Here is a 12550-nt window from a genome sequence, read left to right as displayed (position 1 = left end):
CGGCATGTATATGAAATGTAAAAACAGCATGGATAGATATGAATGTTAGATGATGCACATAGGTGAGGATGTCAATTGATCACTTTATAAACAAAAAGAGAAAGGTTCGACAAAGCATCTTGTAAGATAAATCTATGAGATTGCTGTGTTTGCTTGTTGCATATTATTTGAACTTGGGTCAATAAGTAACAGCGAGTGGGTATGGACTGGTAAGAACAAGTTTAAGTTGGTAGATCGAAAATACCGTATGACACATGGATACTACACTGCTGGCTACGCAATAAAGTCTGTTCCTTGAGCGTGTCGTCTTGAGCATGGAATGTGGAAACCGGATTAGGTAGCGTTCGTTTGCAATACGGATGAAAGAAACTCAACAAAGGCTAGGTTGTTAGCTGTGTAAGTTGTTTATTAGAGTGGTTTTCTCTTTCAGATTGGATGTGTAAAATGTATGAACGAGTCATCTTGAGATGTTGGATTGTACAACAGGGAGACATTACAATAACTTCATATGTTATGGTTTTGTCATGATGAGGAGGATTATGGTTATAAACCGTAGTGAAAAACAATTTCGTGTAACTTACTTTACATCACATTAATCATTTAGACAAGAGATTTACAGACATATGTCTTCAACTTTATTATATGTGTTAATATTACTTACACAAAACACAAAAAAGGAACACAGTTCGACAAAAAGCGTCCCGTGTCCCTCCTCCACTCAATCCACATTCGGATAAGATCAAATTGTCATTTGCTAAGAATCAGCTGACTTTTTAAACAAACCTCTGCGATGCATCACGGTAATAAAACGGTAAAAATCATAACTCGCCCCATTCTCGATGCTGAACAATGGATTTTTGGTGTCATATGCTAATGCTGCATCCACGGCTGCTTTCGCCCATACTGGAACTTCCATTTGCTGACGCGCCTGCAGTTTATCGACCTGGGATTTGAGCGCATCAAACGCTGCTTTCTCTTCAACTGTCATTGGTTCGCCCCCTTTCGGTGGTTCGGTTGGCGGATTCGGATTGGACGGCTCCGTTGGTTTCGGAGTAGCTGCTGCGTACCTTGCTCTGAGCTGTGCCGCTGTTCCCTCGAATTCATTCATATCCACGTTGCCACTAATGCCGCTCACCTTGCCCGAATCCGTATACTGCCAGAACGTCCAATGCTTCCATGCTGGCTGGTCGTCTGGTACACGGGTGCTGCTGTAACGTGCAATCCACAGATCGTATGAGCTGAGTGATGTGTCAAAATTCCCGGCAAATGAATTGCCCGTGTATATGATCGGTTTTACACCTGTCAGACGTTGTAATTCGGTTAAAAAAGCCTTAGCAACCGTATTCATCTGCGCTTTGCTCAGGTTGCCGGGGTTGTTCTCGTAGTCCATAACGGGTGGCAGTTGTAGCGCCTTGGCGCCTCCGACTTTTTTCAGCGTATTCGCATAATGTGCCGCTTCTGCCTTGGCACCATCGGTGGATGTCGCGCGGAAGAAATGGTACGTGCCGACCAGTATGCCCGCCGCCAGTGCACCCTTTACATTTTTTTGATAATTTGGATCGGTATATGTCTGTCCCTCGGTTGCCTTGATAAATACAAATGTCATGCCACTTGCCTTCACTTTGGCCCAGTCAATATTGCCCTGGTATCGGGAGACGTCAATGCCCTGTGTGTTGCCCGAACTTCTCGTTTGCATGTTTCTCACACCCTTTATGCGGCAAATTGCCGTTTGTATATAGTTAATGCGGTTGGATCAGGTGTTGCTTGTGTGCGTGTCCCTTGTTGATGGTAATAGCTAGGTTCAATGTTATCTATCCACCCTCTTAAGAAAACATACCAAGTCGGTACGCGACCGTTCCAGATACGAATCGTTCTTCCGATCGCTGTTGTCTCCAAATTTTTATGATTTATTATTTTAATGGTTAAAATTTAGAGACAAAGGCGACCGCTCCGCTTCTTCAGAATCGATTCCGTCTCTTTCACTACTTGTAGGCTAATGGTGCAGACTTTCGACTCTGTAGTGCTCTATATCTTGCCACAGGACAATTTTGAATGAATGCTGAGCCTTTACTTCGTTTCATCTCTAATCTGTTGAGCAGCGTCCTCATGATCTGACTGTACAAAAGATTCTCTGGAATCAGGAGTATAGTTACCTGAGATCCCCCCGGTTCCCCCTTTGCCCTTGAGCACTTCAATGGCTTGCCGAATCACCGGCGGAATCGGTGCTCCCAGTTTGCCCCCATTTTCAATAATGGATAACAGCTCATTCGCGATATAAAAAAAGGCGACCGCATCCCTGAACAAATGTCCGTCTCCCAGAACACCGTCCACCAGATGAGCCACCGATACCATTGCAAATATAAATACCTTTCGGGCGATGCCGAACATGCCGACATTACTTTCTAACTTGCCACTCATACCCGCCGCCGCGATGCCGGTTAGATAGTCGAGGATGACGAATACCAGTAGTACACCGAGCACTCCTGACCAGCCGCCGAAGAAGTAGGTTACTGAACTACTCATAAGCACAATTCCCCATTTCCATAGGGTGTCCCATCTTTCCATGGTTTCACCTCCTTTTTGAAAGATTTTTAGGTAGTTAGTTTGCCGTGATAAAGGTTCCCTGCGCCCCTAAGTAACAGTCGACACTTTGCTGCCCATTCAACTTAGGAACTATTATGAAGTTAATTGGACCTTCACGATCAAAATTAGCAGGAATAGTGAAACTAGCTCTAATATCTTCCCCTTGTCCGATGTTGGTAGTATTTTTACCACTGTAGTATCCTTGAAGAGTCCTTAAATCCCAAGTAATTGTAGAAATCAAGTACATTGCAGAGTAATTAAAATAATCTACTTTAGGGCCTATCTGAGCAGTAATACCCAACCTATCTTTCAAAGCAAAGAATACACCGTCAGTGTATGCAGACCCAGAAACACTAAGTGTAAAATAGGTAGTATTGGTCCAATTTGAAGAAAACTGAAAATAAACCGATTTTTGTGGAATTGTTCCTATAATGAAATCCTCAGCATTTCTTCCACTAGTATAAGATTTTTTTAGATTTACTTGGGTCATATTAGCATTTGATATTTCTATCTGCTTTATCTTATTCGTTAATTGACTAAATGTATCGCTGCCTGATGCCGCTACCCCCTTGCCAGTAATGGCGGCAGCGATAGCCGATTTCCCATCACTGACAGAGGACTTTAAACTCTCAAATTCCTCTCTTGATGGAACTTTGACCCACGCTCCCCAAGTATCATAAAGATTTCGCTGCCATGTCGTAAATCCTACTGGAAGAAATGTAATTAAAGTTTGTGTTACCCCTGGAGTTGACTCTTTATTTTGCGTTCCATTTTTACTAACTTTAAGACTGAATGCCACTCTAACAGGACAATTTTTAAGTGTTTCAGCAGTTAGACTAAGTTGACAATAAAATTCTCCCTCAAATACCAAGTTATTTAGATCTTCATTTTCATTAATGCTAGATGATTTTTTGAGAAAGTTTTTGTCAGCATACTGCTGAAATTCCATTTCTTTATTTTTGCTTTCCATTACAGATAGCTGCCTCGAAATATTGGAAGAATCGTTTATAAATTGTTCTATAATAGATTTCTCACTCACTCCTATCGTTCCGTTAATCGATATTGGTGAAAATTGATCCTGAACCTGATATGTTACACTATAATAAGCCGATGGATCATATTGAGAGGCTGGTAAGGAAGCTAACTCTAACCCATAAACTTCTGACTCCGGATTAAATCGTAGTATATCCCAGTAATCTCTGACATCATTTTTATAAACGGACAGTATTTTTTTAACCTTACTATTTAATTTGGCTGACAAATTATAGTTATTAATGTTATATGATTTATGCACATCAGAAGTATATACTGGTTTAACATTCTCTCTAATTATCATTCCCGTACCTACTTCTACCAAATTATCTCCCTCAATAAACGTCAATTGACCCTCTGACATGATTTGTTCAATAGTTGGTGTTGCAAGCTGGTATATGAGTTGGTATGGGTTTTTATAATCTACTGCCTCTGTCGTTGGCAGTATTGCTGTCCAATGTGCAGCGCCTCCACTTACTACGGTCCCCCACGCTTTCTCTCCTGAACCATTATATGGCATTAAATCGTTCCAATTACGCATTCGCCAACCCATAAAATAAGCCTTAATATCGTCAACTGTTGGCGTATATGAGTCTCCCCAACCGCTGTCTGAATTAGATACTGTTATATAAAGATTCGATCCTCCTTCTCTGAGCCAAGCATAATCAGCATTATCTATGACAGGCGCCCATGTTTTAAGTAAGGAACCATCATATTTTACTGTGTAAGGAAATAGACCAGTATTGCCGGCTACAAAATTGTCATATGAAAGAGTCACTGTTTTATACCCAGATCCACTAGAATCAGGAATCCAGGGTAGTGTTCCATCCAACGAAACTTTGTTCCACTTCGTCAGTTTGAAATACTGGCCATCTTTCTCGTACAATTCTTCAACATTCGTTCCGGTTATTGGATTAGCGTATAGATCCGTTTGCAGAGCAAGCACTGCATCTTCGCGAGGTTCAAATCGTTTGGTCGTTTTTCCAAGCGAGAGCATTGGATTTTTAAACACAAAATCACCGATACCTGGGGTACCTTGTCCTGCTGCATAATTTGATACATATACACGAACAATCTTTCTGTTTCCACTATTAAATGTTACCGAAGTAGCCGAAGTATTAGCTACTATGATCGCTCCATCCGTGCCGCCAGTGACAGATATTGTGGCATCGTTTTGATCAATGCTTAATGTATAATAATTGTTTGGAATAACATGAGCGTCATACGAAAGTGCCGCAACATCGTTCGTAGTTGACGTTATCGTTACTTTGTACCACGATGTTGCCTTTGCACTTCCTGTAGGTGTCCATTCATGAAAGGGAGGCAATAAATTCTCTCCATACCTTATAACATAAGGATTTCGAACAGGCTGAATGCTATCTACATAAGGATATTTCACTGCAATTCGCTCCGTTGTCATATTGGAAAGTGACGTTAACTCTGAACTGGTGATTTCATACAAACGTACAGCATCAACATGGCTAAATTGAGCTATTTCACTTCCCACTATAGAAATTTGCAAATTATTAGTCACTGTACCCAAACTAGATGCAGGAATCAACAGAATAGCAGTTGAGAATTTATCCGCTGTAACTACCGTTCCTGAAACGTTTGCCGTACCGTTCCACAGAGATAGAGCTACACTCGTAGATGTGCCTCTTTTCAAATCTGCAATTGCAAGGTAGTTTTTACTGTTAGACAGGGTTTGTCCTAACTGTTTGTATAAACTTCCCCCAGTACTTCCTCCCTTCAATGAAATTTTAATGCTTTGACTACCTTGTGTTTTGTGCGACGAATCCAATTCAGCCAATACCCCAACAGTTGTAAACCAGCTACTTGTATTCTCACACCCACCATCACGCCCCAACAAATTCACAAGCGTGCGTCCCTTCAATCCTTCCAACTTAAACGCCGAGGCACGTTCAGCATTAACAACTTGCAATCCTGGCCCCAACGTCACCGATCTACGCTTCTCCGTATCCAACCGCTCCTGAATACTACTCAATTGTGCAGCGGTTTTCTCAGCCTTTTCTTCGACATGCCCTACACCTTCATCAACCTTCTCCCAATTCTGATCCAGATACTTGTCCAGATCAAAATAGGTCGTCGACGGCGAGGAACGGTCAATCTTATTCAATCCCAAATTTGGTGTTTTTGGTTCATTCATCTATGCTCCACCTCCTGCAAATTTATCCTGTCGAGTCTGTTCGATCTCCTCTAGCGTCATGCTTTCAACCTCCGAAATCGTCAAATACCGCAGACGGTAATCCACGGCCATATGTGCTGGTTTAATATCCTCAATCGCTGCCTTCAGATCGTCCAGATTGGGCGGTAAGCCCCATGTGTCGATGAAGCGAATTCGGATCAAGTATTCCTCGGGCGACACGGATACATCGATCCCGCCGCTTTCGTAGGCCCGCGCCACGTTCTTGAGCATGGAACCAGAAACTTTGCCGCTGCCGCGCATTTTGGAGATAATTACGGATCTTCGCTGGTCGTCTGGCTTGGCTTGATTCGTCTGAATCTGCAAATCTCGCTCATAACGTTCCAATGCCCAGGTCGCAGACTCCGGGTAGAATTGGTCCAGCACACTTTCCAAACCCACCGTAAGCTTGTCCAGCTCTACACCTTCGGTCTCTGTAAGAAGCTGCATCTCCAGCACATTTTCATACAACGGGGGCAAAAGAGTCATTAATACGTCCGCTTTACTCATGTCACCTTCACCGTCCCAAGAACGGCTACTGCGCTGGGGGCGATCTCCAGATTGGACATACCACCATTCACCAGCAGATCGCTATAATCGATCACAGGCGGGATATCCAGAATGACATTGGCAATACGTGTCCAACGAACCAACGGATCGGCAAAAGCCAGTTCTTTCAGATACGCTGTAACTCCCGTTTCAATCAGTGTCTTCACGCCCTCATACGTTGAACCGGAAGCAAGCGTGACCTGCACCTCCACATCAATAGGTACTTCTTCTGCTCCCACCACTGTGACCACGGGTCCAATTGGAGCAGCACCTTCACCCATTCCATCCAGGGTGGGGTCGATAAATTCCTGCACCGCCTTAATGACCGCCTCAGCAGGTGTTTGCATTTCATTATTCAACAATGCCACTTTGACTGTACCTGGCCCTTCCCACAGTGGAAAAGCCTTCGCTTTGCCAACCCCGGAGTTTTCCCGTGCCCATAGCTCATACTGATATTTGTTGGCACTCGTTACCGGACGGGAAACTTTGTCCTGATATCGGTCAACCAAGGCTTGGTCCGTTTCCTCGTCTTCGCCAGGAACCAGCAACTGTGTCAATTCAGCTGTCGTCAGGCCAGCAATATAATCGATGGGCAGCAGCGCCCCCGTATACTCATTACCTTCCGCTCCCGCGACTTCACATTCCAACACATATCGTCCTGCCGCGAAGCGCTCCACAACAATATACACCCGATCCCCCGTAGAAAAACGACTCTCCAAAGGAACCTCAACAGGCTTACCTTCGTTATTCCGGAAACTACCAACCCATCGTGCCTTCGTGGCCGCTTTCCGACTAATGCCAGACCAAGCCACTGCCCGATCTAAGTACTCTCCAGAAGCTGTATCCGCAAACTTCAGATTGGCGTTCACATCCAGCTCGATATACATCTGAGCCATTTCCACTGCCGCTGGCGCAAGCGCATCATAGATAATGCTGCCTTCACGTTTATCCACACCATCTGGTACCCTATCCAGCATTCGGTTTAAAATAACTTCAAACGTCTGCGCTTCATACATTCATATTCACCTCCGTCTCTTCCCCGAAGCTGCCAAAATCCGTTTCCACGGTAAAAGACACCCGTACTCCATCTTCCTCGTGGACAAAATCGAACTCGGTTACATCCGAAATGCGATCATCCGGAAGCAACGCTTCGCGAATCCAGCGTTCCAGTTCCGATTCAACCATGGATCTCCCGGCCATTCCTTCCCAGGACCATTCCATGCCGTAATCCGAGGAATAGATTAGATGCTCGTAGCGGCGTGTAGACAACGCTTTATACACCGCCTGTTTTACCGCATCTTTTCCATCCAGTTGCAGTCTTCCAATTCGCTGCCCTGAAGCTTGAAACACATACGTCAGACTTGGAAGCACAGCAGCTTCTTCCTGATCTTCTGCGCTAATCTGCGCACCCTGTGGAATCATGGATTCACCAGCCGATCCAGCACGACAAAGCTGTCTCCACCTTGAACACGTAACAACAAGACATGGTCTCCCACGGTCCAAGCTTTGTTCGCTACGGATTCCGGCAGTACCAGAAAAGGCTCAGCCAACGCCAGCCGTTGTTCAACGGTTATCTCCAGAGGCTGGGTGTTTGTCACGCTTCCGTACATTACCTGAACGGGAGACTTGGCATCTACAGCGGCCACCGCTGCCTTTTTAATCACGTCCAGCATCATTTATCGTTACACCACCTTCAAATCCAGCGACATCGTATGCACGCCCCCCTGTACCTTATGCGTGCATTCGTCTACCAGAAAATATTGATTAATCTTGAGTTCATCGATCTGAATGTTGACATAACTGCCTGCCCTCACCTTGAAATCGCCAAGCGCATCCACTTTCAACGTCTGCGTCTCTCGATTACGAAGGGTCATCAGGGTCTTCAGCATGGCATCAATCTGGCCTTCATTCAGGCCGTCATCCGCTTTTTGGTACAAAAAAAGCAGCCCCCATTGACGGATGCTGCCTGAATCCTGATGAACATATGTTTCTCTTTTTCCAGTATCCTTGTTATCCCGATACAGCTTGATCTTGTTATACGTCTGGTCGTCAATCGACCTTGTATAGCTGTAATCCGTGAGCAGACTGTTATCCCCAATAACAAAGCCGTAAGGCATCTCTTCCACATCTCGAAGCACAAGCTTGCCGAAATCATCGTAGAAGATGTAATTTTTTCCGCCATAGATCAACGTTCGGTCCAATGCCTCACAGATCATGTCAATCAGCTTTTTGTTATCAAATAACATGCGTGGAATAACATATTTGGGCTGAATCAGATCATCCGTTTTCAATAGGAAATCCTTTGCAATTCGTTTAATTACATCCGCAGCAGTGGCATTAACGAACTTGTACGTCTGATTCGCAGTCAGATAACGCATCTGGTCGTAGGCTTTGATTTTGACACTTTCGTCCTTACCGCTATCCACCGAGAAGATATATCCGTAAAATATGCCTACCTCGTTGCTGATATATTTCACGACATATCCATTCTCATATGTGAATTTCTTATTCTGGTACAGACTGCCCTTGATCAACGTGAATTCCAGAGAGGAAGGTTTGCCGATGCGGGAGGTTTTGTACGTAATGTCACCGGCAATTTCGCTAATGTCCCAGATGTTGCCCTGCTTGTCATCCAGTAATAACCGTTCCTTCATGTTTGCCAGCTTATCATCCAGCCTGATCTGCTCTTGCATATTCCCTCTCCTTTCACGGAAGCTTGATCACAAGTCCAATCGGCAGCTTCTTCAGTTGTGCATCTTTGATGCTATTCAGCTTCTGCAGTTCTTTCCAGCGAGATCCATCTCCCAAATGGGCTTTGGCTACAGACCACAAGGAGTCTCCGGCTTTGAGTGTGACGGTCTTGGACTGGATTTTTTCATTGGGCCGGGAGGCTTTGGTTTTTGTTTTCGAAGCAGCTGTATCCTTGCTGCCCTTGAGTGGCACTACTTTTTTGGCGGCATAAAAAATGAACTGCTTCAGCTTGATATCATACTGGATATCCCCCACCGTACCCGCAGTCTCCTTCCAGTCGAAGCTCTCAATGGAAACCGCCATATTAATGGTGTACCTTGCACTAGAAAAGAACAGTCTGACGGGTCTGCCCGTCTGCATCCAACGGATGATCTTTTTCACATATTCATAGGGATCACGGTAAAACTGCTTCTGAATTGCCGGATGTCTTGCATCGTAGTTCAGATGATACGGGCTGTAGTCTGCCGGAAAAATCCCGCTGAAACTGACTTCACGCAGCTTCGGCGATTTGATCACGTTAATTTCACCCAAAGCACTAACGTTAAATGTACTGCCGTCTCCCGAATCCGAAAACTCAATGCTCTCTGGTGTCACCGGAAAAAACATGTATTCGGAGCGGTTATTGAAGCTTAGTTGAATATAATATTCCACTTATCCATACACCCCCTGGGCACTGGAGACGATCTGACTGCTCAGTCCATCAGTAATCTTGCTGATGATGCTGTCCACATCATGTCCGCTGTTGATATCCCCTGTGGTGACCTGAACGGTTGGCGTCAGACTGACAAATCGCTGAATCGCCTGCATCTCGGCCAGCTCACGCATCAGTTTCAAGTCCTCGCTGGTTACATCCACTGTGCCATCCACGTCACCGATCTTGTCCACCTGCCCGATATTGTTGATTTTGTTGATGTTACTCATGTTGTTACTCGGGACAACGGTGGGAGCAGGTGCAGTTGGCATCGATGGCATGGAAGGTGTTTTGGGTATTTCGGGTGTGAAGTCCTTGCCAAATTTACCTGGTAAATCTTTATCTTTGGAATCTGCTTTTGCCCCCGTTGAAAAACCGGAAAGCAATTTTTCCGCCATCTCCGGTCCTTTCCCATACGCATTGCCATTGTACTGTCCATCCATTCTCATCGACTTGAATGAATTTGTATCACTTTGCGGCTCCCATGATTCTAAAGTGTCCATCCATCCCTTAATGGTTTTGCTACCAATGGTGATATCTGATTCGGACATCACGGTCAAGTTCGTACCAAATGTGTCATTGATAAAGGAGGCAACACCCGCTATTGCACTTACAGCTCTATTAAGAAAATCCTCTATACCTAACATCACATTATATAGGGTCTGCAAAATAAACATCCCTAGATCGTAGAACAACTTTTGGACTGCATACACTGCATTAGTAAAGAAATTAATTAAGAAATCCGCTAATGAAGCAAATACATTCCACACTGTGGCTACTACTACTCGCACGATTTCTCCAAGCATCATAAATGAACCTATGATGACTCCCAAAATCTCTGTACCTGACATTCCCATCATGTTCAAAATTCCAATAACTGCTGCGATTGCAGCAATGGCGAGCAGGATTGGCCAATTTAGCAATAACCAGGCGGCAACGAGACTATAGACTTGTGCGATAACCAATGCCAGTACCACAATCGCCAATGCCATCAGGATAGGCTGAATGATATCCCAGTTCTGCTGAATCACGGCTGCAATGTATAAAATACCGTTTACCAGCATCGTCAACGCGTTTGCCGCAACCGTAAACGCATTGCTAATCCACTCAATAATGACCGTGAACTCCCCATTTGCAAAGGCTTCATTTAATCGATCCAGTAAAGGTGTTAAGGCAATGAGGGCTGCCTGTCCAATCTGACCGAGAACCCCATTAAACTGATTCACCAGTGCATTCCACTTCTGTAACGGTGAATCCAGCATGGTGTCAAAAGCCTGTTGGGTATAGCCTTGCTTTTGCAAAATAACATCCAACTTTTGGATAAATCCATCCAGATTGGATGAATCAATGGTTTGTTGCAGACCTGCTCCGCTTAGAGCTTCAGCAGGAATGTTAAAAGACTTGGCAAGCTGACCATTGTCTCCGTTCATGGCAGCGACCAAGGCACTCGATGCATCTGACATGTTTTTTCCATCTGGAGATAGCATGCTCAACCGCTTAGCCATATCCCTCAGTTGATCAACTTGGTCCGTATTCTGTGCATACGGGATGAGAGATAGTGTACCTTTCAAAGCATCCGTAACATTCTGTCCGCTCTTGAAAGCTTCCGCACGGTAGCGATTAAAGATCGTCTCACCCTGAGCATCATCACCAGTAGCAGCTATATATCGCTGCTTCAAATCCTCTTCCTGCGCAGCTGGTACGAGAACAGCTTGTCCTGCTGACTTGATCACGCTGATCCAGGCTCGCACTCGCTGGGCACCTTCTGTAAAGGCAGCATTTACCTTAGCCTGTTCTTCTGACACTCCTTGGAGTAAGTTGCCTGCCAACTGAATTCGGCTCAGATTTCCAGGGTTGAATACCGAATTGATTACGGTAGGCAGGTTTTGAAATTGCTGAACCATATTGTTTGACATGATATACAGTCTTGCAAACACTGCATACATTCATTTCTCCCTCCTTTCTCTTTTATTTCTTACGGGCGCGGTTTTTGGATCGTTCTTTCTTCTCTTCCTCCACCCGGATGGAGATCATCGCATAGATGGCCGCTCGTTCTCGCATGGAGAAGGCCATAAGCTCATGCGGCAAAATGTTCAATTCATGGAGAGCGTAATAAGCCAGATTGGCTTCGGAATCGCCCTCTTTAATTAGTTTTTTACGTCATCCACCAGTTCGTTCATATCCTGATTGAAACCGTTCAGCTTCTGAACCTGTTCGCCAAGCGAAGCAAATTCCCCAGGCAACAGCATTTTCCGCAAAAGCGATTCCGCCCCCATCACGCCGTATGAGCGCTGAAGTTCTGCGTTTTTCAAATCGGGATATACGACACTTGAACTCATCAGACGAGCCATGTAATCATTCGCATCAATGTCGGGTGTGTACACACCGTTCTTGCCCTTAATTTTGCGGGTAGCTGCCTTGCGGCATTCCTGGTTTTCGTCCTCAGTCATGCTGCGCAGTTTCCAGGCAACGGGCTCGCCTTTCTCATCTTTGAAACGGGGGGATACGATAAACTCCTCCGTTGTATCCATTGCTGCATTTTGGGCAAAAAACATACTCAATCCACTCATGTATTGTTCCTCCTCTAAAGTTAGGCTCCCCGCCGCAAGAAGCGGCGAAGAGCAGAATTTTGGCACGCCAAATAGCCCGTAACACAGGCAAGTTGAACAGGTTTCTTTTACAAACCCGCTGCTAAGTTTTACTCTTTATAAATCTCAAATCATTAAGCTTTCCGCGCTACT

At 44.9% G+C, this 12550-nt stretch carries 11 protein-coding genes; all 11 read right to left on the bottom strand.

The window, feature by feature from the left end:
- Window positions 1–754: 754 nt before the first annotated feature.
- On the bottom strand, window positions 755–1696 hold the full coding sequence (locus tag WFI24_RS05340; RefSeq protein ID WP_336759312.1) for a glycoside hydrolase family 25 protein: 942 nt from the start codon (window positions 1694–1696) through the stop codon (window positions 755–757).
- A 371-nt stretch (window positions 1697–2067) separates the two neighbouring features.
- Window positions 2068–2565, bottom strand: coding sequence for a phage holin family protein (locus WFI24_RS05335; protein ID WP_336759311.1), 498 nt, complete (start codon window positions 2563–2565; stop codon window positions 2068–2070).
- 34 nt (window positions 2566–2599) lie between these two features.
- Window positions 2600–5782: a pyocin knob domain-containing protein gene (locus tag WFI24_RS05330; RefSeq protein WP_336759310.1), complete on the bottom strand. Its 3183-nt coding sequence runs from the start codon at window positions 5780–5782 to the stop codon at window positions 2600–2602.
- Window positions 5783–6328 (bottom strand): putative phage tail protein, encoded by a 546-nt coding sequence (locus tag WFI24_RS05325; RefSeq protein WP_336759308.1) that lies wholly within the window; start codon window positions 6326–6328, stop codon window positions 5783–5785.
- Window positions 6325–7383 carry a baseplate J/gp47 family protein gene (locus tag WFI24_RS05320; RefSeq protein WP_336759306.1) on the bottom strand — a complete coding sequence of 353 codons (1059 nt, stop codon included), beginning with the start codon at window positions 7381–7383 and terminating at the stop codon, window positions 6325–6327. The genes WFI24_RS05325 and WFI24_RS05320 overlap by 4 nt, the downstream gene beginning before the upstream one ends.
- Window positions 7376–7789, bottom strand: coding sequence for a DUF2634 domain-containing protein (locus WFI24_RS05315; RefSeq protein WP_336759305.1), 414 nt, complete (start codon window positions 7787–7789; stop codon window positions 7376–7378). The genes WFI24_RS05320 and WFI24_RS05315 overlap by 8 nt, the downstream gene beginning before the upstream one ends.
- On the bottom strand, window positions 7786–8043 hold the full coding sequence (locus tag WFI24_RS05310; protein WP_192133027.1) for a DUF2577 family protein: 258 nt from the start codon (window positions 8041–8043) through the stop codon (window positions 7786–7788). The genes WFI24_RS05315 and WFI24_RS05310 overlap by 4 nt, the downstream gene beginning before the upstream one ends.
- Before the next feature lie 6 nt (window positions 8044–8049).
- On the bottom strand, window positions 8050–9060 hold the full coding sequence (locus tag WFI24_RS05305) for an XkdQ/YqbQ family protein (RefSeq protein ID WP_336759302.1): 1011 nt from the start codon (window positions 9058–9060) through the stop codon (window positions 8050–8052).
- 13 nt (window positions 9061–9073) lie between these two features.
- Window positions 9074–9769, bottom strand: a complete 696-nt coding sequence (locus WFI24_RS05300) for a LysM peptidoglycan-binding domain-containing protein (protein WP_336759301.1) — start codon at window positions 9767–9769, stop codon at window positions 9074–9076.
- Window positions 9770–11755 (bottom strand): hypothetical protein, encoded by a 1986-nt coding sequence (locus tag WFI24_RS05295; RefSeq protein WP_336759300.1) that lies wholly within the window; start codon window positions 11753–11755, stop codon window positions 9770–9772. It abuts the gene before it with no gap.
- Window positions 11756–11956: 201 nt separating this feature from the next.
- Complete coding sequence (locus tag WFI24_RS05290; RefSeq protein ID WP_336759298.1) at window positions 11957–12379, bottom strand: phage tail assembly chaperone; 423 nt, start codon at window positions 12377–12379, stop codon at window positions 11957–11959.
- Window positions 12380–12550 lie beyond the last annotated feature (171 nt).

This window comes from Paenibacillus sp. USHLN196 (assembly GCF_037144955.1).
In the GTDB taxonomy this organism is placed as follows: domain Bacteria; phylum Bacillota; class Bacilli; order Paenibacillales; family Paenibacillaceae; genus Paenibacillus; species Paenibacillus xylanexedens_C.
The sequence above is the reverse complement of the archived record's forward strand: the minus strand, read 5'-3'. Positions and strand labels throughout refer to the sequence as shown.

Excerpts from the sequence above, each read along its gene's own strand:
- WFI24_RS05340 (WP_336759312.1), bottom strand. The coding sequence starts at position 1,696 with ATGCAAACGAGAAGTTCGGGCAACACACAGGGCATTGACGTCTCCCGA.
- WFI24_RS05315 (WP_336759305.1), bottom strand. The coding sequence starts at position 7,789 with ATGATTCCACAGGGTGCGCAGATTAGCGCAGAAGATCAGGAAGAAGCT.
- WFI24_RS05305 (WP_336759302.1), bottom strand. The coding sequence starts at position 9,060 with ATGCAAGAGCAGATCAGGCTGGATGATAAGCTGGCAAACATGAAGGAA.
- WFI24_RS05310 (WP_192133027.1), bottom strand. The coding sequence starts at position 8,043 with ATGATGCTGGACGTGATTAAAAAGGCAGCGGTGGCCGCTGTAGATGCC.
- WFI24_RS05335 (WP_336759311.1), bottom strand. The coding sequence starts at position 2,565 with ATGGAAAGATGGGACACCCTATGGAAATGGGGAATTGTGCTTATGAGT.
- WFI24_RS05325 (WP_336759308.1), bottom strand. The coding sequence starts at position 6,328 with ATGAGTAAAGCGGACGTATTAATGACTCTTTTGCCCCCGTTGTATGAA.
- WFI24_RS05330 (WP_336759310.1), bottom strand. The coding sequence starts at position 5,782 with ATGAATGAACCAAAAACACCAAATTTGGGATTGAATAAGATTGACCGT.
- WFI24_RS05320 (WP_336759306.1), bottom strand. The coding sequence starts at position 7,383 with ATGTATGAAGCGCAGACGTTTGAAGTTATTTTAAACCGAATGCTGGAT.
- WFI24_RS05295 (WP_336759300.1), bottom strand. The coding sequence starts at position 11,755 with ATGTATGCAGTGTTTGCAAGACTGTATATCATGTCAAACAATATGGTT.
- WFI24_RS05290 (WP_336759298.1), bottom strand. The coding sequence starts at position 12,379 with ATGAGTGGATTGAGTATGTTTTTTGCCCAAAATGCAGCAATGGATACA.